Annotated in this window: 16 protein-coding genes and 1 pseudogene; 10 read left to right on the top strand and 7 right to left on the bottom strand. The window is 48.0% G+C overall.

All coding sequences use genetic code 11. The features are described from left to right. Window position 1: 1 nt before the first annotated feature. The 6 genes from C0Q44_RS08195 to C0Q44_RS08170 all read right to left on the bottom strand — a co-directional run bounded on the left by C0Q44_RS08195 (window position 2) and on the right by C0Q44_RS08170 (window position 6,656). Entirely contained in the window at window positions 2-763 is a 762-nt protein-coding gene (locus C0Q44_RS08195; protein ID WP_105406824.1) for a lysophospholipid acyltransferase family protein, read from the bottom strand. After that, window positions 732-1,499: a carotenoid biosynthesis protein gene (locus C0Q44_RS08190; protein WP_105406823.1), complete on the bottom strand. Its 768-nt coding sequence runs from the start codon at window positions 1,497-1,499 to the stop codon at window positions 732-734. Before C0Q44_RS08190 ends, C0Q44_RS08195 begins: the two co-directional genes overlap by 32 nt. Further along, a complete protein-coding gene (locus C0Q44_RS08185) occupies window positions 1,499-2,371 on the bottom strand; it encodes a phytoene/squalene synthase family protein (RefSeq protein ID WP_105406822.1) in 873 nt (290 codons plus the stop codon). The genes C0Q44_RS08190 and C0Q44_RS08185 overlap by 1 nt, the downstream gene beginning before the upstream one ends. Beyond that, window positions 2,368-3,831, bottom strand: a complete 1,464-nt coding sequence (locus C0Q44_RS08180) for a phytoene desaturase family protein (protein WP_105406821.1) — start codon at window positions 3,829-3,831, stop codon at window positions 2,368-2,370. Before C0Q44_RS08180 ends, C0Q44_RS08185 begins: the two co-directional genes overlap by 4 nt. Further along, window positions 3,828-5,378 (bottom strand): phytoene desaturase family protein, encoded by a 1,551-nt coding sequence (locus tag C0Q44_RS08175; RefSeq protein ID WP_105406820.1) that lies wholly within the window; start codon window positions 5,376-5,378, stop codon window positions 3,828-3,830. Before C0Q44_RS08175 ends, C0Q44_RS08180 begins: the two co-directional genes overlap by 4 nt. 267 nt (window positions 5,379-5,645) lie before the next feature. Continuing rightward, the gene (locus tag C0Q44_RS08170; protein WP_258166209.1) at window positions 5,646-6,656 is read right to left on the bottom strand and encodes a MerR family transcriptional regulator; all 1,011 of its coding nucleotides are present in this window, start codon (window positions 6,654-6,656) and stop codon (window positions 5,646-5,648) included. Window positions 6,657-6,915: 259 nt separating this feature from the next. Between C0Q44_RS08170 and C0Q44_RS08165 the strand changes: the two are divergent. The 7 genes and pseudogenes from C0Q44_RS08165 to C0Q44_RS31735 all read left to right on the top strand — a co-directional run bounded on the left by C0Q44_RS08165 (window position 6,916) and on the right by C0Q44_RS31735 (window position 14,851). Then, a pseudogene (locus tag C0Q44_RS08165) lies at window positions 6,916-8,284 on the top strand (phospholipase D family protein). 115 nt (window positions 8,285-8,399) lie between these two features. Then, entirely contained in the window at window positions 8,400-9,023 is a 624-nt protein-coding gene (locus tag C0Q44_RS08160; protein WP_105406819.1) for a TetR/AcrR family transcriptional regulator, read from the top strand. After that, window positions 9,020-9,361, top strand: a complete 342-nt coding sequence (locus C0Q44_RS08155; protein ID WP_105406818.1) for a DMT family transporter — start codon at window positions 9,020-9,022, stop codon at window positions 9,359-9,361. Before C0Q44_RS08160 ends, C0Q44_RS08155 begins: the two co-directional genes overlap by 4 nt. Then, entirely contained in the window at window positions 9,361-9,675 is a 315-nt protein-coding gene (locus tag C0Q44_RS08150; RefSeq protein ID WP_105406817.1) for a DMT family transporter, read from the top strand. The genes C0Q44_RS08155 and C0Q44_RS08150 overlap by 1 nt, the downstream gene beginning before the upstream one ends. Window positions 9,676-10,290: 615 nt before the next feature. Continuing rightward, window positions 10,291-11,238, top strand: coding sequence for a TetR/AcrR family transcriptional regulator (locus tag C0Q44_RS08145; protein WP_181150903.1), 948 nt, complete (start codon window positions 10,291-10,293; stop codon window positions 11,236-11,238). Between the two features lie 33 nt (window positions 11,239-11,271). Further along, window positions 11,272-14,526 (top strand): efflux RND transporter permease subunit, encoded by a 3,255-nt coding sequence (locus C0Q44_RS08140; protein ID WP_105406815.1) that lies wholly within the window; start codon window positions 11,272-11,274, stop codon window positions 14,524-14,526. A 34-nt stretch (window positions 14,527-14,560) separates the two neighbouring features. Next, window positions 14,561-14,851, top strand: coding sequence for an IS3 family transposase (locus tag C0Q44_RS31735; RefSeq protein ID WP_105406814.1), 291 nt, complete (start codon window positions 14,561-14,563; stop codon window positions 14,849-14,851). Here the strand turns inward: C0Q44_RS31735 and C0Q44_RS08130 are convergent, their stop codons facing one another. Continuing rightward, on the bottom strand, window positions 14,852-15,100 hold the full coding sequence (locus C0Q44_RS08130) for a hypothetical protein (protein WP_105406813.1): 249 nt from the start codon (window positions 15,098-15,100) through the stop codon (window positions 14,852-14,854). Between the two features lie 592 nt (window positions 15,101-15,692). On the opposite strand from C0Q44_RS08130, the gene C0Q44_RS08125 reads away from it, so the two are divergent. From C0Q44_RS08125 to C0Q44_RS31445, 3 genes are all read left to right on the top strand, one after another. Beyond that, window positions 15,693-17,918, top strand: coding sequence for a methyl-accepting chemotaxis protein (locus C0Q44_RS08125; RefSeq protein WP_308737395.1), 2,226 nt, complete (start codon window positions 15,693-15,695; stop codon window positions 17,916-17,918). A gap of 119 nt (window positions 17,919-18,037) precedes the next feature. Next, complete coding sequence (moaA, locus tag C0Q44_RS08120; protein WP_105406811.1) at window positions 18,038-19,039, top strand: GTP 3',8-cyclase MoaA; 1,002 nt, start codon at window positions 18,038-18,040, stop codon at window positions 19,037-19,039. An 896-nt stretch (window positions 19,040-19,935) separates the two neighbouring features. Next, window positions 19,936-20,772 (top strand): methyl-accepting chemotaxis protein, encoded by an 837-nt coding sequence (locus tag C0Q44_RS31445; protein ID WP_105406810.1) that lies wholly within the window; start codon window positions 19,936-19,938, stop codon window positions 20,770-20,772. Window positions 20,773-20,851 lie beyond the last annotated feature (79 nt).

Raw genomic sequence — 20,851 nt, 5'->3', positions numbered from 1 at the left:
GCTAACGGTTCACCCGCTTTCGCGTGGCATCGTATTTTTCACTTGTCGAACGTACATGACGAATCAGAGGTATTGCATCCGGTAAACTTCCCTGCCCCATCCGTACAAGCTCTGATCTGTGATCGTCTAACTGCTGTTCCAGCACATGGCCGAGTCTGGAGGCAATCTCTTCACTCTTCAACGCCTTCCAATCCTCCATTATAGGCGGGCCCGCCTGCATCGATATTTCCGGTAGATCATGCTGGACCATCCCATGGCACAAAGTTACCGGTACGGCGATGGCATTTGGAGAGCGACGAAGCAACAATCCGATGCCTGGACGGAACTGAATTGGTCTGGCCTCCTGATGCAATATTTCTCCTTGCGGAAAAATCCAGACCCTTTTACCTGAATCCAATAATTCACTGGTGTACTGTAGAGAGGTCCGAATACCGGACGCACTCTCCTTATTGATCGAATACGCACCCAATTTACGAAAAAAAGCATATTGCTGAAGCTGTTGCTCCTCCATCATCACATAATGATCACCCCGCGATGTCTGCCTGGCCGCATGATAGAGCAGCAGACCATCCCACCAGGAGCTGTGGTTCATGAAATAGATCACGGGACGAGTCGGTTCAATCGGGGAGTTGTCCCTGATGTCCACCTGCGGGTCCAGTGACCCTGTGAGCGTGAAGGAGCGGAAGCGCCGACGTAGCAGATAATAGTGATTGTATAAGGCAAAAATACGATTAAACGGTTTTGATTTTACGGCGCGAATCATATAGCCAGCTCCCTTCGGCAAGAAGCACACCAGCAATGGCGATGATAAAACTGCCCGTAATCCCTTCCTTTAGAGCAAGCAGGCCGAACAGAAGAATAAACAGCTGATACAACCATTTTGCACGCAGCAATGAGCTACGGTCATTAGGCATGGCCGGAAGGAAGAGGGATAGGAATGCACCCATGATAAACCAGCTTATGTAATTGGTCCACGGAACACCGTAGAATCCACCTGGAGCCTGCCACTCCCAGAATCCTCTCGCGTGCGCAACAGGGTCGAGTATCAGATCGAGTACAATCGCCCAGAACCCGGTCTTCACTGCTCGAAGCAATTTGGCAGTCCAGGTTGAACCACCGCCACTTAACAGTGCCGAGTTACCCACCACTGCAATCCAGGCGAAACCCAGTGTAACTGGCACACTGAACAGATGAATCCCGAAGAAGTCCGAGTAAGCATACTCGCCAAAGGGCCAATGGGTATGAACCCCTACCCACTCCACGCCCATACCTCCAAGCCAGATGATCACAGAGGCTATCCAGAGTCCGGGTTTCAGCCAGATGACTGACTGGTCGGACAGGCCTGTCCGATTACGCCCTTGGTAGATGAGATCCAGCACATACAATGCGTAGAAGATTAGAAATAAACCATTTGAAAAAGACAATACGTCAGGCACACCGATCGTTAGCATCAAGGTTGCTCCAATGACATACCACGCCCAGTAAAGCCACTGGATCATCAGGATACCGCCGTTCGGGAGGCTTGATAGGCCAGCATCGGGTAACGTTTCACAATCGCACTCAGCATCTCCAGTTTCAATTCATCGCTCACATATGCCCGCTTGGTATACACATCATAATCGTTGCGCTCAACCGCATGTAGAATGGTGGAATAAAAGGCTGCCGCAAGCTCGATGGAAAATGCACTTTCCGTTGGGTACGTATCCAAACGATCCATGCCAATACGGAACCAGTTCACTGCCGCTGCTTTTAATTCATGAATAATGGCAATAAAGCGTTCGTCTACAATCCCGTCTTTGAAGTCCTGCTCGGAGTATCCATGCTTCTCCATGATCTCCAGCGGAACATACCGACGCATTCTGGCACGATCTTCACCAACATCCCGAATAATATTGACGATCTGCATGCCTTTGCCCAGCGCAATCCCGTTCATGGCTACTTCCGCGCCGTTATCATCCCGCAATACAGGCAACAACATCTCACCAACGGTTCCGGCTACCAGATAACAATAGTGCTCCAGTTCCTGCATCGTTGTATAATGCGTCACTTGAAGATCCGTGAGCTGTCCTTCCATCTGACGGAAGAATGGCCCTTTATCCAGATGAGGGAAACTGCTGAACAACCATCTCAGTGCTGGCCAGATAAAGTGCCCTTCCGCGTCGTCAAGCTGATCAAACAAATCATGGATTTCATGAATCGTATAGGGCGAATGTTCCGGCTCATCTACACTGTCATCAATCATGCGGCAGAAGGCATAAATGACATATACCGCTTCCCGACGTGGACTAGGCAGGCCCTTAAAAGCCTGATAAAAAGATGAAGAACCCTTCTGCATCAATTCTTCACACCTGTTTAAAATTGCTTCATTCATGTTCCCATCTCCTTCATGAGTTGATTGACAGCCATGCGTGCACTCTGCATCACAATCGGCACTCCGCCTCCAGGATGTACAGATGCTCCTGCGGCATATAATCCCTGTATATTGGGGTAAGGCTTGGGTTGTGGCCGATATACACCAGACTGGAACAGCACTGGCGCAATACCGAAGCTTCCGCCCCCATACAGCCCGTCTCGCTCTGCGTCAGCGGGTGTACGTACCTTTTTCCACTGGATCGCTGCACGAAGTCCCGGGAATCCGCGTTGCTCCGCTTCTTCCAGCACCCTTTCTGCCAATGCTTCGCTCTCCTGATCCCAGTCGACACCTTGGGCATCGGGCACGGGAATAAGAAAGTACAGTACACTCTGGCCCGGAGGTGCAGCCGTCTCGTCCAATGCAACTGGATTGAATACGTAAAAGGAGGACTTGGCCGGGATTCTTCGCTGATTAAACACTTCCTGCAAACTGCCTTCAAGACTTGGTGGCAGGAAGAACTGATGTGTCGTTGCATCCTCCCAGGTTTTGTCCACGCCAACATAGAGCAACACACACCCGGAAGACGGACGATACGGTTTTCTTTTCCGCGCTACCTCTGGTGACTGACCAAGCAAACCCGAAAGATGGGGGAAATCACCATTGTAGATGACTGCATCCACATTTTTTGCGCCTGCTGCCGTTTCTATACCTTCACACACACCATTTATAATCGTAAGTCCGGTTATTTCCGTATTCAGCACGACACGCCCACCGCGTGAGATCAGTTCCTGTTCCAGAATGGCAGGTAATGCGGCATAACCGCCCTTCACCATCCAGATGCCATATTCATGCTCTGCGTAAGGCAAAAGGGAATAGATGCCCGGCGTACCAAACGGTGATCCACCGATGTATAGACTTTGTAGTGAGTACGCATCCAGCAATTCCTCATGCTCAAAATAATCGCCTACCGCTTTCCGGACACTTTTGTGTGCACGCAATCTGCCCATGAGTGACATGAGAGAAGGTGTGAAGAAATCCCTTTTGCGAGGAAAATCCCTTTCCAGAAACGCTGCCCGTCCTGCCGGAAACAATGTGTCCATATCTTTCATGAACCGTGTGAATCCCCGACTCTCTCCCGGGAACAAGCGTTCAATCTCTGAAGCCTGCTCCTCACGTGACGTCATCTTGGTCATGACACGGCCACTGTGGTAATGCACGCGGTACAACGGATCACAGCGGAGCAACTCAACCTTCGAACGATCTACGCCTGCTTCCTCCAGAATGCCAAGTAACATCTCCGGTAGCAGCACAATCGTTGGCCCCTGATCAATCCGGTAGTCACCTTCCTGCTCATAACCAATCCGTCCGCCAACACGGGAACCTCGTTCGTACACCGTGACATCCCAACCCTGGCGGTTCAATAACAGTGCTGAAGTGAGTCCACCAATGCCTGCACCTACAATAGCGGCCCGCTTCATGAATGCCCTCCAGCTTCTACTGTCTTCACATATGAGGATGGCTTGGAGCGGGTTCTGGCATCCTCTTCCTGAATCAGTCTGACGCTGATTCGGGCTGATTCAAAGATCGTAGGCAATCCGCTACCCGGATGGGTTCCGCCGCCTACCAGCCATACGCTCTTCAACTCTTCGAACTGGTTATGGGGACGCAGATACATCATCTGACCCAAATTATGCGCCATATTAAATGTTGCTCCGCGATACACATCAAGTTCATTTTCCCAATCCAGCGGGGTAAACATCATGCATTCTTCAATGCGGCTGCGGATATCGGCCAGCTCAGGAATGCCTTCCATACGTTTCATCATCGCCTCCTGCACATTCGCTCGTTCAGCCTCCCAATCAATGTCTCCCGTAAGGTTGGGCGTAGGCATAAGGACATACAGAGCAGATTTCCCCTCCGGTGCGAGTGTCGAATCAAGTCTGGAGGGGTTATGAATATATAGAGAAGGATCGGCAGACAGAATTTTGTGCTTCGTGATTTCGTCGACATTCAAGCGGTAGTCCTCCGGGAAATAGATCGAGTGATGCGGCAAGTCTATCTCACCGTCTACACCCAGATACAGCATCGCTGTAGAGCAGGAATACTTTTTGTTTTTCATTTTCTCAGGGGTGTATTTCTTGAGTACGCCGGGTTCAAACAGATGGTTCACCGCATGTGCGAAGTCGGCGTTAACCACCACATGATCTGCTTCAATGCGTTCACCGCTCTCAAGCCATAGCCCTTCTGCACGACCATTGCGAACGATGACCTGTTTCACTGGAGAGGAAGTATGAATTCGTCCCCCGTGTTCCTCCACAACTTCAGCCATGGCCTGGAATATTCGATTCACACCGCCAATAGGATGGAACAACCCATAGTGGTGCTCTATAAACGATAGTATGGTAAAAGTACCCGGACAATCCCAGGCTGACATGCCGAGGTATTTGGATTGGAACGTAAATGCCCAGCGTAGACGCTCATCTGTGAAATAGCGGGACAAGATTCCATAGACTGTATTGTGCACATCCAGCTTGGGTAGGGCTGTTACTGCGTCCTTACGCAAATAATCGGTAAGCTTGCCAAAAGGGCGGCGGAGCAAAGGCATGACTTTGCCAAACTTCACTTCTTCTTCTTGCATGAACCTAAGGTAATTGTCTTCATTGCCCGGAAACAATTCCTTAATCTGTGCAGCTGTATCTTCACGATTGCGAGAAGGCGTGAACACCGTGTCACCAAAGTTCAGTGCATACAGCGGGGTCAGTTCTTTCATATCCACATAATCGGATAACTTGCGTCCCACCACGTCGAACATCTCTTCAATCAGCTGCGGCATCATCAAAAATGTTGCACCCCGGTCGAATCGATATTCGCCCAGTTCCAGTCTGGCAGAACGCCCCCCGATGACTGGCTGTTTCTCGTATACATCTACTTCGTATCCCTGACCGGACAATAGCATGGCTGCTGCAAGTCCACCCGGGCCTGCGCCAATGACAGCTGCACGTTTGCGTTGTTGATTCGGTATCATGCCACTCACCTTTCTATGTAAGGAATACCTATAGTTCTCTAACCCCTAGCCTATTATTAAACCGCTCTGGAACACTTTAAGCGGGTAGCAGCAAAAACATTATACAAATATAATACAAATATTATACGACCTTGTAAACCGAAAAATGACCAGTGGGTCAAATTGCTGGAATAATTCATTTTAACACATATAAAAAACACCCTTTGATCACTTTCGTCAAAGGATGTCCTGTATACACTAACCTATTCATATCATTTGAATTTATGTTTAATGATTGACCTGTCCGTACCTTGCTCCAGGCTGCCGTTCTGCAAGATATTCACGTTCGATCCAAGACTGCCAATCCGCAGAATCCTCGGGCATAATCCATTGTGGGTAACGTGCATGTTCCCCACGCTCATAACCCTTTCCTCCAAGTACAAAGCGAATATGCGGAAACTCGTTCTGTATTCGCTCTATAAGTTGATCACACCGTTCAAGAAGCCCAGGACTTGTGATTGAAAGGCAGACCAGCTTGATCTTCTGCTCCCGGATAATCGGGAAGAGTCCTTCCTCTGGCGTGTTGGCACCAAGATACAACACTTCCGCTCCATTTTTGCGCATAAACAGAGAGAACAACAGCAGCCCCACCTGATGATGCTCCCCTTCCGGACACAAAGCCAGAACTTTGGGCAGATGCGGATAGATCGGGAACAGATGGAAAAACTGATAAAACCGCTGTGAAATCAGCTGGGTCATGAAGTGTTCCTGAGCTACCGAAGCCCTGCCTTGTTCCCATGCATCTCCAACCCGGACCAGAATGGGCACCAGCACATGATAGAACATCGAATCGTACCCATACATGGTAAAGCCAAAATCAATCAGACCATTGGCACGTTCACCCTGAAAGTTGTAGAGCGAGTCATAGATCTGATCTGCCATACGTGCATAGGCTTCTTCCATCGTCGGCACCGGTGCCATGATCGGCGTGGGCATAGCCGCCTCGGGTGGACTTAATTTGTTAACTTTCAACATCCGTACCGCTTCCGAGATATTCGCCTGATGCAGCTCTACCTGTTCTTTCAACCAGCGCAGATCCGCAACATTCTCTTCGGTGTACATTCGATAACCCGATTCCGTCCGCTCAGGGGTGACCGCACTATACCGATTCTCCCAAGCCCGAATGGTTACCGCCCTGATACCGAGCATGGCAGCGACTTGTTTGATGGAATACACTTTATTACCCACTTTCTTTCCTGACTGTGAGAAGCCAACATTCCACAAAAATAATACACTCATTATACACAACGGTCATACACCTGTCGATTGCATCCAACCCATTTAGTTAACTGCATTCCCAGCTTACATTTAATCGACTGCCAGCTCTGCTGCGTCAACGTTATCATCCGTGTGGTATATAGAAGTCAGGAAGCACAGAAGGGGGAGTCTACCGTTGGTCTCATCACGCCGCCATACCACTAACCGCAAGTCTTCACGCGGCCAATTTCCATACATACGTACAGGGCTCGTACTATTGGCTCTATGGCTCATCGCCGTTATGCTCTATCAGACCTATAAACCATTACCATCAGGCATTTCCTACGAAAGTCCGGAGTACCGTGTGGATCAAGTCGAGTTCCTGCATGACCTCACGTATCCTTCTTCCGACGGACAGATGCAACATGAACAGCAGATTTTCCAGCGCATGCTTCAGATTGTGGAGGAAGCGCAGCAGTTTGTCGTAGTAGATATGTTTTTGTTCAACAACTATCAGCACAAGGGACAGAGCTTTCCACCTGTCAGTCAAGAGTTCACGGATGCTCTGGTTGCCAAAAAAAATCAACACCCGGACATGGACATCTGGTTCATTACGGATGAAGTAAACACCAACTACAACTCTGCACCCAATCCGCTGCTGGAGCAGATGAAAGAAGCCGGAATTCACGTGGTCATTACGGATGTGGACCCTTTACGTGACTCCACTCCGGTATACTCGGCTGTCTGGCGAACCTTCTTCCAGTGGTTTGGCCAATCCGGGGATGGCTGGATTAAGAACCTGATGGCAACCGATGGCCCGGACGTAACTGTGCGATCCTATCTGAAATTGCTCAATGTGAAAGCCAACCATCGTAAAGTTGTCGTTAGTGAGAAGACCGCGATTGTCTCTTCAGGCAATATCCATGATGCGAGTGCCTACCACTCGAACATTGCATTTGAAGTAACAGGTCCGATCATTGGGGATATTCTTCAGTCGGAGCAGGCTGTACTTGATATCTCAGGCGGAGGTCAGATGCCTGCTTATACACCCCTTCAAAGGATTCAAACACAGGGGATCTGCGAATTCGCTATTTGACCGAAGGCAAAGTGAATGACGCTGTGCTCCATGAGATCAACCAAGCTGGCAAAGGGGATACCTTATGGATGGGCATGTTCTATGTGGCCTCTCCGAAAGTGCTGGAAGCTCTGCTGGATGCAGCGAAACGTGGAACCGAGATCCGGCTGGTGCTTGATCCGAATGAGAATGCCTTTGGTCAGGAAAAGATCGGCATCCCGAACCGTCCTGTCGCCGCCGAATTGCATGATAAATCCGATGGCAAAATCCAAATCCGTTGGTATAACACGACCAAAGAGCAGTACCACACCAAGATGATCTATATTGCGAAAGCAACCGGAGATCATATTGTCCTCGGGGTTCAACCAACTTTACACCCCGAAACATGAATGATTACAATCTGGAGAATGATCTATGGGTCGCCGCACCTGCAGACAATAAGTTCACGCTTGATATCACGAATTATTTTGAGCGGATCTGGAATAATAATGATGCCGAGTTCACACTAAACCTGGATGAGTTCCAAGAGAAAACAACATTTTTGAAAGGTATTCTCTATAAGCTGCAATTGATTCTGGGTCTTACGACCTTCTGATCACATTCATACATGTCATATCCGCCTGTACTCTACTGTGCAGGTGGTTTTTTATTGACAGGCGATGTAAAGTGTGAAAATATAATTACCTAACGACCGTTAGGAAGGTGATTGAATGACTGCACAATCCATTCGGGATGCAGCCCTGTTCCATTTTGCCAAAGATGGCTATGAAGGGGCTTCTCTGAGAGCTATTGCTGATGAAGTCGGGATTAAAAAACCGTCGATATATGCGCATTTCAGCTGCAAAGATGACTTGTTTTTACACACGCTAGCCTTTGCATTCCAAGAGGTGCAGCGGCACATTCTGGAGTATTTCCGTGATCATGCGGACATGCCACTGGAGCACAGGCTGAAGGGTTTTCTGACGTGGTTCGAACAAGAGTACCATGCCCATGCCTCTGCTCGCTTCATGCTGCGCAATTGTTTTTATCCGCCGCTTTCTCTATATAGCGAAGTGATGGATCTGGTGTATCCGTTTATTGACGGCATGGAACGCGCACTGACACGCCTGCTGCAAAGGGCACTGCGTGATGGAGATCTGCTACCCATTCCCGCGGAACAGGCTGCCATTGCATTCATGACATTTCTCGACGGTATTACGGTGGAGATTATCTACGGAAGTTCGCGTCGATACCAGAGACGATTGGAAGCAGTATGGCCAGTCTTTTGGCATGGCATTCATCATCTGAACGAAGAGGCACGGAGCGTTGTGCCGGAAGGAGATTCATCATCATGAACCGCAACTGGTTATATGTATTTATCGGTGGAATTATAGAGATTGTCTGGGTAAGCGGGCTGAAACACGCCTCGAATGCTTGGGAGTGGACGTTGACGGGACTTGCCATCGTGATCAGCTTCGGGCTGATCATTGCCGCATCCAAAAGGCTGCCTGTGGGTACGGTGTATGCCGTGTTTACCGGAATTGGTACAGCAGGTACTGTGCTTACGGAGATGTTGCTGTTCGGCGAGCCGTTCCGCCTGGCCAAAGTACTGCTCATTGGACTGCTGCTCTGCGGTGTAGTCGGGCTGAAGCTGGTTACCGATCAGCAAGAAGCCAAAGGAGGTGCAGCATAATGGCTTGGATGGCTATAGTTGGTGCAGGCATATGTGAAATTTTTGGCGTCATCGGTATTAACGGTGCTTCCACTCGGAAAGGCTGGCCTTATATCGTACTGATGCTCGTATCCTTTGTATTCAGCTTCTCACTGTTATCCTACGCGATGACGTACATTCCCATGGGCACAGCGTATGCAGTGTGGACCGGGATCGGCACGGTAGGCAGTACGTTAACAGGCATGTTCCTGTTCGGTGAACGAAAAGAAGCGAAGCGGATCCTGTTTATCGCGATGATTTTGGTGGCAGCGGTTGGTCTGAAACTGATCACCTAACGAAAGTAAAATGAATTACACGCTATAACTCCGATTGCAGAACTACTCTCCGTTATCGTGTAATTCTTAGCTTCCATTATAATATCTATTAAATTTAGTAATAGAAATTAGACGACTTCGATCAGGAGGTCGTCTTTTTTGAGGGATATGATATAAATAGGGAACCTATGTACACCCAGTACCGTACTACAGGAGGGCAACATCATGAAAAAAGGATGAAAACCTATTATTTTCTATGCAGGCTACGGTTTACTAATCGCCACAGGTGCCTTCTATCGCATCATTTTATGTAACCATCATGCTTCTCGCCGTATATGACTTCAGTACAGGAAAATAATCTGTCCTTATTCCATTATTTCGCATGATACATACAGGTCACAACATCTGTAATACATGTTACTCATTCGTTTAAGTGATTCATTTACTCCCTCGTCCCAACTATATATCTCACGTTCTATATTTCATGTTTCCTGCATCAAACTTTCCTAATACCCCATCTTTTGATTACCAATTTCCTCCCATTTGAATTCCATCATGCAGATCGTTTATACTTGGTTTGACCTTAAAGTCAATTCAAGAACTCAAGAGTTCTCTTATGAGGTGAAGGTATCATTAATGAACCCTATTCATGAAATGAATGAGAAAAAGAAACTCATTGTTACTACAGCACTCAAGCTGTTTTCTGCCAAAGGCAGTGCGGCAACATCTATGCAAGAGATTGCAGAATTATGCGGCATGTCCAAAGGCAGTCTCTACATCATGTTCAAATCCAAAGAGGAATTAGAAGCCAGTACGCTGGAGTATTGCATGTACACACTAATGGACGAGATGACCCAGATTGAACATGAAACCAGCCTCACCTCGCGAGAACGTCTGCAAAAGCAGATTGAGACACTGCTCATCCATGTGTCCGAACTCAAGGAATTTCTACGGGTACAGATGCGCAGCATGATGATGGATGATGAGCAGCAACGCAAGGAACACTGCCATCCGCAGCAGAGAGATCTGGAGATCCGTACCCTGCATTGGTTCAAGGATAAGCTTGAAGATCAGTATGGACCCGAGATTGAACCTTATACCGTTGACCTTATTTTGCTTACACACGGGCTGTTCCTCTCCTACATCAAGATCTGGTTTACCGAGATGCCTTCCCTTACCGTTACCAAAATGGCAACCAACTTGTTACAGATGATGGATTATGCTGCACACGGATTTCTCAGTCAAAGACCTGTACCCTTGATTCCATTGGAGGACTGGCCCGCCTGGATTACCGAAGCCAATCCCGATTCCACAGTGATGCGGCATCCCATTCATATTATCAAGCAGATGCAGGATATTGCTGCCTCCGATCTGCCTGTAGGGCAACCTAAGAATGATGCACTTGAAACCATCGCCATTCTCAGGCAGGAGATCATGGAATTCACCCCGCGTCGCGCCATTATTCTGGGCATGATGCACAATCTGGAGAACGTAACCGCCATTAAGCCATTGCACTCCGAGCTTCAGCATATTCTGGATGCCATGTATAGCCGGTTCATCCCAGCTGACTCGTCACACACATAAACAGGAGAAACAGAGAGGAGAAGAAACCATCGTATGAAAGGTATTATTAATTTTTCACTGAACAACAAGTTTGCGATCTGGATTCTGACCATTATCATCTCTTTCGCAGGTTTGTACAGCGGACTCACGATGAAACAAGAGACGATCCCGAACATCAACGTACCGTTTCTGAATGTCACTGCTATTGATCCGGGGGCTGCACCGGAGGGAATTGTTGAAGATGTCACGAAGCCGCTGGAAATAAAACTGCGGAATGTCGATGGGGTTAAGAGCGTTACTTCCACTTCCATGGAGAACGCAGCATCCATCACACTCGAATTTGATTATGGAACTGATCTGACCAACGCAACTGCAACCGTTCGTGAAGCACTGAATGAAGTACAACTGCCTGACAGCGTGCAGAAGCCGACTATTTCCAAGTTCAGCATTAACTCTTTCCCGGTTGTATCTCTGAGCCTGTCCGACAAGGACGGTGGTGACCTGGAACAACTGACACGACTGGTTGAATCGGATATTCAGCCTGCACTCGAAGATATTGACGGTGTAGCTCAGGTACAGGTGTCCGGTCAATATGTGAAAGAAGTTCAATTGAAGTTTGACCAAGCCAAAATGGCCGAACTGGGCCTGACCGAAGATACGGTTAACGGTATCGTTCAAGGTTCATCCATTCGTGTACCTCTTGGGCTGTTCGAAATGGATAAATCTCAGAAAGCCGTTGTCGTGGATGGAAACATCGTCGATATCGATGATCTGAAGAACCTTGCCATTCCCGTAATACCTGGCGGTGCAGGATCTGCCACGGGCAGTGGTTCAAGCACAGCACCACAAGGCTCTGGAGTACCCACTGGTGACCCTTCGGCAGCTGGCGAAGCAGGTCAAGGTACTGCACCCGGCTCTGCACAAGGAACGGACCCGGCTGCAGGCCAAGCTGCTGGTGGCAATGCCAGTGTAGGTAACCCTTCCGGCGCTGCTGGTGCACCTGGAATTCCAACCGTGAAACTAAGTGAAATTGCCAAGATCGAAGTCATCGGTCAAGCGGAATCCATTTCCCGGACAGACGGCAAAGAATCGATCGGTATTTCGGTTGTAAAATCCAACGATGCCAACACGGTTGATGTCGTTAACGCAGTCAAAGACAAAGCAGAAGAATTACAGACACAGTTCAAAAATGCTGATTTGACTGTACTTCTTGACCAAGGTAAACCAATTCAGGACTCGGTAAACACGATGCTGGGCAAAGCCATTTTTGGTGCCTTGTTCGCCATCCTGATCATCCTGCTGTTCCTGCGTAATATTCGTTCAACCATTATCTCCATTATCTCGATCCCGCTCTCCTTGCTCATGGCATTGACTGCGCTGAACATGATGGATATTACCTTGAACATGATGACTCTGGGTGCCATGACGGTTGCCATCGGACGGGTTGTCGATGACTCCATCGTTGTTATCGAGAACATCTACCGCAGATTAACACTCAAAGGTGAGAAACTGAAAGGCCGTGAACTGGTTCGCGAAGCAACTCGCGAGATGTTTGTGCCAATCCTTTCTTCCACGATCGTAACGATTGCGGTATTCCTGCCACTTGCATTGGTAAGCGGTATGGTGGGTGAACTGTTCCTGCCATTTGCACTGACCATGGTATTCGCCTTGCTGGCATCCCTGATCGTTGCCATTACCATCGTACCGATGCTCGCGCATACCCTGTTCCGTAAAGGGTTGAAGAACAAACAAAACCATGAAGAAAAACCAGGCAAGATGGCGGAAAGTTACAAACGCCTGCTGAACTGGACCCTGTCACACAAACTCATCACGGTCAGTATCGCTGTAATTTTACTGGTCGGCAGTTTGTTCCTGTACCCGTTCATCGGTGCAAGCTTCCTGCCTGAACAACAGGATAAATATGTGACGATTACGTACAGTCCGCAAACCGGCGCTTTACGTGAAGATGTGGAGAAAGAAGCCCTCGTTGCCGAGAAGTGGTTGCTGACACAGCCAGGTCTGGAGAAAATGCAATATTCCATCGGCGGCACAAACCCACTGAGCAGTATGGGTGGCGGAGGCGGAAACTCAGCTCTCTTCTATATTGAATATAACGAAGATACGAAAGACTTCACTAAGGTGAAGGAAGAGCTTGTAGAAGGTCTGAAGAAGGAAGTTACCGTAGGAACCTGGAATGAACTTGATATGTCCGGGGGTCTGGGTGGTAGCGGCCTGAGCCTGTCCATCTATGGCGATAATGTAGAGCAGCTCAAACCTGTATCGGATGAAATTCTGAAACTGGTTGAAGCGGATACGGATAATTTTGAAAAAGCAGACACAACACTCGCCGACACCTACGGGCAGTATACGCTCGTCGCAGATCAGGAGAAACTAAGCTCCTTGGGCCTGACTGCAGGCCAACTGGCTATGACACTGAGCCCGTCACGGGAACGTCCTGTGCTTACGCAAGTGGATATCGACAACAAAACGTATAAAGTATATGTAGAAACGGACAATAAAACATTCACTAGCATTGCCGATATTGAGAATGAAAAACTCACTTCACCATTGGGTATTGAAGTACCGATCAAAGATGTTGCCAAAGTGGAAGAAGGTACGTCTCCAAACTCCATCATGCAAATTGATGGTAAGGTGGTCGTGCAAGTCACAGCCAACATCCTGGCTTCGGATGTACAGAAAGCTTCGAGTAACTTACAGGCTGAGATCGACAAGCTAGATCTGCCTGATGGCGTTGAAGTGAAGTTCGGCGGTACAACCGAGCAGATTAATGATACCTTTACTCAACTGGGTCTTGCCATGCTGGCAGCCATCGCCATTGTATACTTCGTGCTCGTTGTTACATTCGGCGGCGGATTGGCACCATTTGCAATCCTGTTCTCCCTGCCATTTACAGTCATTGGTATAATGGTCGGCTTGTTCATCGCTGGCGGCACGCTTGACGTCTCCGCTATGATGGGTGGACTGATGCTCATCGGGATCGTGGTCACGAACGCCATCGTGCTGATCGACCGTGTTATTCACAAGGAAAAAGAGGGTATGCCTACCCGTGAAGCCTTGCTGGAAGCCGGTGCAACACGTCTTCGTCCAATTCTGATGACCGCTCTGGCTACTATTGGTGCCCTGTTGCCACTGGTAACGGGTCTCGAAGAAAGTGCGGGTATCATCTCCAAAGGACTTGGAATTACCGTAATCGGCGGTCTGATCAGCTCCACGCTGCTCACACTGGTTATCGTACCGATTGTGTATGAGTTCCTGATGAAATTTAAAAAGAAAAGAATCGAAGATTAATTAGATAATGCTATTATCCCCTTCATGGTAGACAGTGAACTCAAACACTGGATACCGGAGGGGATTTTTGTTGTGCCAGCGAAAAAAGTCTTTCTTCTCTCACTTAAAGACGGAGAAGTTGTATTTGGAGAAACCTCAGAACCTTGAGCAACTAAGGAGCCAAATTACGGAGTATATTTCGTTATACAACATGGAGCGTTCCAAAACAAACTGGGCGACTTCTCCCCAATTCAATTCCAGGAAAAAGTCGCCGCTAATAATTTTTTATTGTCTACTTGGCGGGGCTATGACCACTTTAAGAAAGAAAAAAACTTTGATTCATTAGTCAATGCTTATCTTTACCTTTATCCAGTTCCGCCCATGTTAGATAAACAACTCCTAAAGAAAGTGCTATGATTTCTGGGATATTAGAAAAGGATCTAGTAACTGACAATGCATACTCAAACATGCCCTCGCCCAAAACATTATCTTTGCGCCCCATAATTGCCGCAACTATAAAGTGTGTAATATTTCTCGAAATAAATAATGTGGCAGAGATGATAAGGAGGACAATACCAGTTGCTCTTTTATTCATATTATCAATCCTCCTTGGTATCAATATATCTATTTAAATTCGGAGCTGAAGTAGTCCATGATCCACATCAATATGGCAGGCTTCGGGGACTGTAGCTGAGGATATGGAGGACATGGGCATTCTCCTTTGTGGGAAGTAGTTTTCATTGCACACCAAGGCTGAATGGGAGGTTTACATACACGAACGTAACAGGTTTTGCTTGTTAGATAATACTATATTGCTTTGGGCGGGGATTACATTATACAGTGTGTTTTGAGTATGGGCCTGTTCATGTTACACAATGTAAAATGAGATGGATTCTCAGATACATCCATGTGAGTTTTCTTCGTATACAGCTAACATGTATTTCACCTAACAACAAGCGCACGATCGTTTGTATTTATTGATTAAATATTCGGAAAATATGACATATCCCCTCGTATTCTTGTTCATTTTCTTGTATAAAGATTGAATAGACGTACAAGGACCTCCACTGCCATGTGGGTCAATTGTCCTGAATGATGAAGGCGGTACCATTGTTCCGGATCAACTACACAGGGCTGTCCAAAAGATCAATAGAACGAAGCTTTCAAATCCAGAAATTGGGGTGGTTATGATGTTTGATTGGCTGGGATGGCGAAAAGGATTGCCGTTGTGGCGATCGTATCGGTTGAACGCACATATAAAGGAAGATGTGGAACAGATTTTCGAAGGAATTGCCGAAACGCGGCGGCAGCTTATGATGGACTGGGCAGATGAACAATGGAATCACCTGGATCGATTGCTTCAACAGTTACATTCCGTTCAATTACAAGATGTATTACAAGATTCACAGCAACGAAGCAAACTAGATGCATGGTTTCAATCCAGTTATATTCGAGCCGTTGACAGTACGGAGCTATTTATGATGAACGAACATAATCAGGTGGTATTCTCTACATATAAGGAACATGTTGGACAGATCTATGAAGATCACGAAGCGTTGATTGGACCAGGATTGAAGTACTCCCGAGCAGATCATCATGGGAAAAAGTGTTTGTATGGGCCTTATTCCGATCCACTGACGTTGGATATTGGACCACGCTCGTCCGCTTTTCACGATGATGTCACGTTGCTGTTTATCAACCCCATTCTACAGGAAGGTCAATATGTTGGTTCATTATGCAGCCGTGTTCCCGGGGATGTCCTCGGTGACCTGATTCAACGAGAATCAGGCCATATCTATCCCGATTCGGGTGACAACTATCTGTTCATGGCCGAGTCAATATTACGACCACAGTTGCAACCCGGAACAGCCTTGTCACGCAGCCGCTTCGAGGACCGCACCTTCACACATGGGGAAAATCTGAAAGATGGTGTTACCACCGATTGGGGCATCGTTTCCGTTAAGGAACATACCGAGCTGGAGCTTATGTTCACCGACCCATCAACGGGAGAGCTACACCCCGGCGTAGCGAATACCATTCAGAATGGTTCCAATCTGTTTGTTGCCTTTCCCGGATACTCGGATTACCGCCATATTTCAGTCATTGGAAAAGGTATCACCTTTCAACTGCCACATTGTCCTGATCGCTGGGGCATGATGTGTGAGGGGGATCTGGAGGAAGTGTATCGGATACGGAGCATCGGCTGGCGCCAGTTCAAGCAACACAGTCTCTTCACGCTCTTGTCAGGCGTTGCAGGAGCGGCCCTTGTCTATGCCCTCACTGGCAGTGGATGGAGTGCGGCAGCAATGGCGGCTTTCAATGTGCTGTTCGGATTCTTCACCGCATTACAACTGCATCGCAGCCAGTATCGACGGGTTCATGATGACTTGCGCCGCATCAGCCGATTTATTCGAATCAACGCCGAAGGCAGAGGTGATCTGACTCAGCGCCTGAACACGTCTGCTTTTGCCCAAGATGAATCAGGTGAACTGGCCAAGTGGATCAACAACATGATTGATTCTCTGGAAGGCATCATGCTGAAGGTACAACTTGCCACGGTAGATGTGATGGAGAACCAGCAGCAGATGCGAAATTCAACTGAGACAACCCAGAGTACTACGGATCGTGTTAATGTCAAACTCGGTTCCATGATCCAGGCAACCCGCAACCAGCTGGAAGATCTCGATCAAGCCAAGATCGCTGCAGATCACATGCGTCTAACCCTGCAGCAACTGGAGACATCTGCAACTGAACAGATCGGTGTGGCGCAGCAGGAAGTGGAACGAATCGGGGACAAAATGACCCAAATCTCCGGTGCCGTGTCCGATACCAACCGTACGATCCTGTCCTTCATGGGTACAATGAAAGAGATTTACCGTGCACTGGCTGTCATTGATGAAATTTCAGCCCAAACCAACCTGCTCGCTCTGAATGCTACAATTGAAGCCGCACGCGTGGGTGAACATGGCCGAGGATTCTCGGTTGTGGCGGGAGAAATCCGCAAGCTGGCTGAATTATCCCACTCTTCCACTGAAGATATACATCTGATCTTGGACCGGATCTCCACTGCGGCGGAAGCTGCTTCCCAGCTAATCACAGAGGGAGATCAAGTGCTCGCTGAAGGCACCACACTGGTTCAGGCCGCTTCACAACTTTTGCAGAAGGCTACCACTGAAGAAACTGAGCGCACGCAAGTGGTCGACCAAGTGGTCATGCTGATGGAGAATATTGCTGCAATCAGCCATCAAAATCGGGCTACTTCGGCTGAGGTCGAGGCCGAGATGATGGAGCTGATCCGTGATATGCTGCAAGTTCAGCATTCGTCGCACAACGTGGAAGCTATTACCGTCTTCCTGCAACAACTCGTGGGGCAATTCCATCTGAATCACCCCGCCAAAAATGCTGTCATCTGACGTTATCGTTGACGTGGATTGGAGAAATAGCTAAAATTTGATGCAACTCTTCCTTTTGAAATTGTCGTATCATTTATAATAGAAGATTTCCAATCTGAACCGATGAAAGGGTGGTCTGCATGGAATTGCTTCAGGATTCATTTGGCCGGATACATGACTACATCCGTATTTCTGTTACGGACCGCTGTAATTTACGCTGTGTGTATTGCATGCCTGCGGAGGGCATGGAGTTTGCTCCACATGATGAGATTATGAGCTACGAAGAGATCGCACAGGTGCTGAGAGTACTTGCTCCGATGGGCATGCGTAAAGTTAGACTCACCGGGGGAGAACCGCTGGTGCGCAAGGATCTGCACAAGCTCGTTGGCATGATCTCCGCGATTGACGGAATTGAGGATATTTCGCTCACCACCAATGCCCTCTTGCTGGATAAACAAGCTCAAGCTTTGAAAGACGCTGGACTCAACCGGATTAACATCAGTCTCGACTCCCTGCGCGCAGATCGCTTCTCCATGATCACCCGTGGCGGGGATGTGAATAAGGTACTCAAAGGCATTGAAGCTGCAACAGCCGTTGGCCTTACTCCAATCAAGCTGAATGTCGTATTAATGAAGGGCATCAACGATGACGAGATCAAGGATTTTATTGCAATGAGCATTGATCAACCTCTTCATGTGCGCTTCATTGAATATATGCCGATTGGGCAGGCTTCGGATTCATGGCGCAAATCCTATTTGCCGCTGGAAGCCGTCACAGATGTATGTGCTGAAGCCGGTTGGGCGGTTGAAAATACAGTAGGCCCAGCGGGGAACGGTCCCTCCCGTAATATGAAAATTGCGGGCTCCGTAGGTACATTTGGACTCATTCATCCGGTAAGTGATCACTTCTGTGACAATTGCAATCGACTTCGGCTGACAGCTGACGGACATATCAAAGCTTGTCTCTACTGGTCAGATGAGTATAATGTTCGCCGCTTCGTGGATGATCCCGATGCTATGGCGGCTCTATTCCTCCAAGCACTGGGTACGAAACCGAAGAATCATGAGATGGCACTGGCACTGGAACAAAAAATGCAATCTCATACGCCGACCGTAAGGCGCATGTCCCAAATTGGCGGTTAGACAGAAACAGAATGGCCAAAAGCCAGAGATCGTCAAGAGGATGATCTCTGGCTTTCTTCGCCTACCGAGAGTGTATGCGCACACTGAGGGCGTACTTGCCTACCAGGGTGTATTCGCAGACCGAAGGTATATAAGGTGAACTAATTAAAATCAATCACACACACAGAGCCGAGGAAGACAGAGTAATCGCAGTACTCGTGTGAATTCAACTTTAGTTCAACATCAATAGAGGTCTTAGGGTTGAGGGTTATCCCTCATTGAATCTCTATCGAATCTCACACCCCTTATTTTCGTAATTTCGGTGAGAAGAGAAACGTAACGAATCCCAGCAACGTTATTTCATCCGAAATGGGGAATTAACGGCGATCTCACGTCTGAAACGTAAGAATAGCGCGTCTCAGATTCGTTACATGTTCAAAGCGGCTGAAATGGGCCAAATAGCGTCAACTCAGTTCGTTAGAGCTGGTAAGACGTTGAGATGGTAGGGGGAACGTGCTCCAGATATCTCAATGCCAGCTCTCTTCCGGTTAAGTAAGTTACAACGGAAATAAAAAGTGAACATTGCGAAGATACCCGCTTTTTGAAATCTGCAACTGAAATCTGCAAAAAGTAACCAAGAACCGTGTCGCTTCCCGTTGTCTACAAACGGATAAACAACACAGCAGCGACAAAACAACGAGGGAACAAAGCAGGAAATCTCTGCATTGTCTCTTATCACGCCCAACCTGGTTGTTTTTTCACCCATCATCCTGCACTCCATTTCATTTTTCCTGATTCAGTTGTTTCCAAAAAACTTAATATACGTTATGCCCTTAACAGGTCTTCAATATTGTCCTCATTTTGACGATGTATATTATACATCCAGATGATATACACACATACAGGAGTTGACCTTATTGAACATCGTTGAAGCACTCGTTGCTGCAAGTCCCTATTTTAAAATTATGCTCAAGGAACACGATTTGATGATTGCGGTAACCGATACCGAGAAGTTCTGGTATTACGTTCCCAGTGACGAACTCGATCTGGGTATCAAAGCAGGCGATCCCATCTCCCTGGATGACCCAACACTCCGCCGGGCACTTATACATGGGGAGACTTCAGCCAATCGCATTGATGCCAAATTCTATGGCACATCCATCAATTCTGCGGCTACCCCTCTTCGCGATGAGCAAGGAAATATCGTTGGCACACTTGCCATTGGTTTCTCTCTTCAAAATGAGGAAAAGCTGGAGTACTTCACCGAATTGATTGGTGGAATTAGCGGTCGACTGTCAGATATGGTGCAGACGGTGGCTGCCCAATCCGAACAATTAACGGCATCTTCCACACAAATTCTGGACAATACCCGCATGGCTGTGCAGAACTCGGCAGAAGTCAACAAAGTTGCGGTATTTATCCGTGAAATCTCCGAGCAGACCAACCTGCTCGGCCTAAATGCTGCCATTGAAGCAGCCCGGGCAGGTGAAGCGGGTGCCGGATTCGGCGTCGTGGCATCCGAAGTGCGCAAACTGTCCACCGGCACCAAAGAGGCCACAGTGAATATCGAACGCTCCTTGAAGGACGTACAGCACTCTATACAACAGATGGAACAAGAGATCACGTCCATCTCACAGTCGAGCAACCAGCAGGCTGTGCTGGTCACCGAGTTCAGTGAGGTCATTGATCAGTTGAACAGCGTGAGCCAAGATCTGAAGGTGTTCATTGAATCCATGCTGCTGAAGGCAGAGTAGATCAGAGATTCATAGCTCGAATCACCAGGCAGCCCGGAAATGGCTGATTTAACGACAAACCGCCTTGAACTGGAGGGAC

Source organism: Paenibacillus sp. PCH8 (assembly GCF_002968835.1).
Classification (GTDB): Bacteria; Bacillota; Bacilli; order Paenibacillales; family Paenibacillaceae; genus Paenibacillus.
This window is presented reverse-complemented; position numbering and strand designations above follow the sequence as displayed.

What these genes read in the sequence shown, in the direction of transcription:
- C0Q44_RS08140 (WP_105406815.1), top strand. Translation starts at nt 11,272, where the DNA reads ATGAAAGGTATTATTAATTTTTCACTGAACAACAAGTTTGCGATCTGG.
- C0Q44_RS08180 (WP_105406821.1), bottom strand. Translation starts at nt 3,831, where the DNA reads ATGAAGCGGGCCGCTATTGTAGGTGCAGGCATTGGTGGACTCACTTCA.
- C0Q44_RS08155 (WP_105406818.1), top strand. Translation starts at nt 9,020, where the DNA reads ATGAACCGCAACTGGTTATATGTATTTATCGGTGGAATTATAGAGATT.
- C0Q44_RS08175 (WP_105406820.1), bottom strand. Translation starts at nt 5,378, where the DNA reads ATGATACCGAATCAACAACGCAAACGTGCAGCTGTCATTGGCGCAGGC.
- C0Q44_RS08185 (WP_105406822.1), bottom strand. Translation starts at nt 2,371, where the DNA reads ATGAATGAAGCAATTTTAAACAGGTGTGAAGAATTGATGCAGAAGGGT.
- C0Q44_RS08190 (WP_105406823.1), bottom strand. Translation starts at nt 1,499, where the DNA reads ATGATCCAGTGGCTTTACTGGGCGTGGTATGTCATTGGAGCAACCTTG.
- C0Q44_RS08125 (WP_308737395.1), top strand. Translation starts at nt 15,693, where the DNA reads ATGATGTTTGATTGGCTGGGATGGCGAAAAGGATTGCCGTTGTGGCGA.
- moaA (WP_105406811.1), top strand. Translation starts at nt 18,038, where the DNA reads ATGGAATTGCTTCAGGATTCATTTGGCCGGATACATGACTACATCCGT.
- C0Q44_RS08160 (WP_105406819.1), top strand. Translation starts at nt 8,400, where the DNA reads ATGACTGCACAATCCATTCGGGATGCAGCCCTGTTCCATTTTGCCAAA.
- C0Q44_RS08170 (WP_258166209.1), bottom strand. Translation starts at nt 6,656, where the DNA reads ATGAGTGTATTATTTTTGTGGAATGTTGGCTTCTCACAGTCAGGAAAG.
- C0Q44_RS08195 (WP_105406824.1), bottom strand. Translation starts at nt 763, where the DNA reads ATGATTCGCGCCGTAAAATCAAAACCGTTTAATCGTATTTTTGCCTTA.
- C0Q44_RS08130 (WP_105406813.1), bottom strand. Translation starts at nt 15,100, where the DNA reads ATGAATAAAAGAGCAACTGGTATTGTCCTCCTTATCATCTCTGCCACA.
- C0Q44_RS08150 (WP_105406817.1), top strand. Translation starts at nt 9,361, where the DNA reads ATGGCTTGGATGGCTATAGTTGGTGCAGGCATATGTGAAATTTTTGGC.
- C0Q44_RS08145 (WP_181150903.1), top strand. Translation starts at nt 10,291, where the DNA reads ATGAACCCTATTCATGAAATGAATGAGAAAAAGAAACTCATTGTTACT.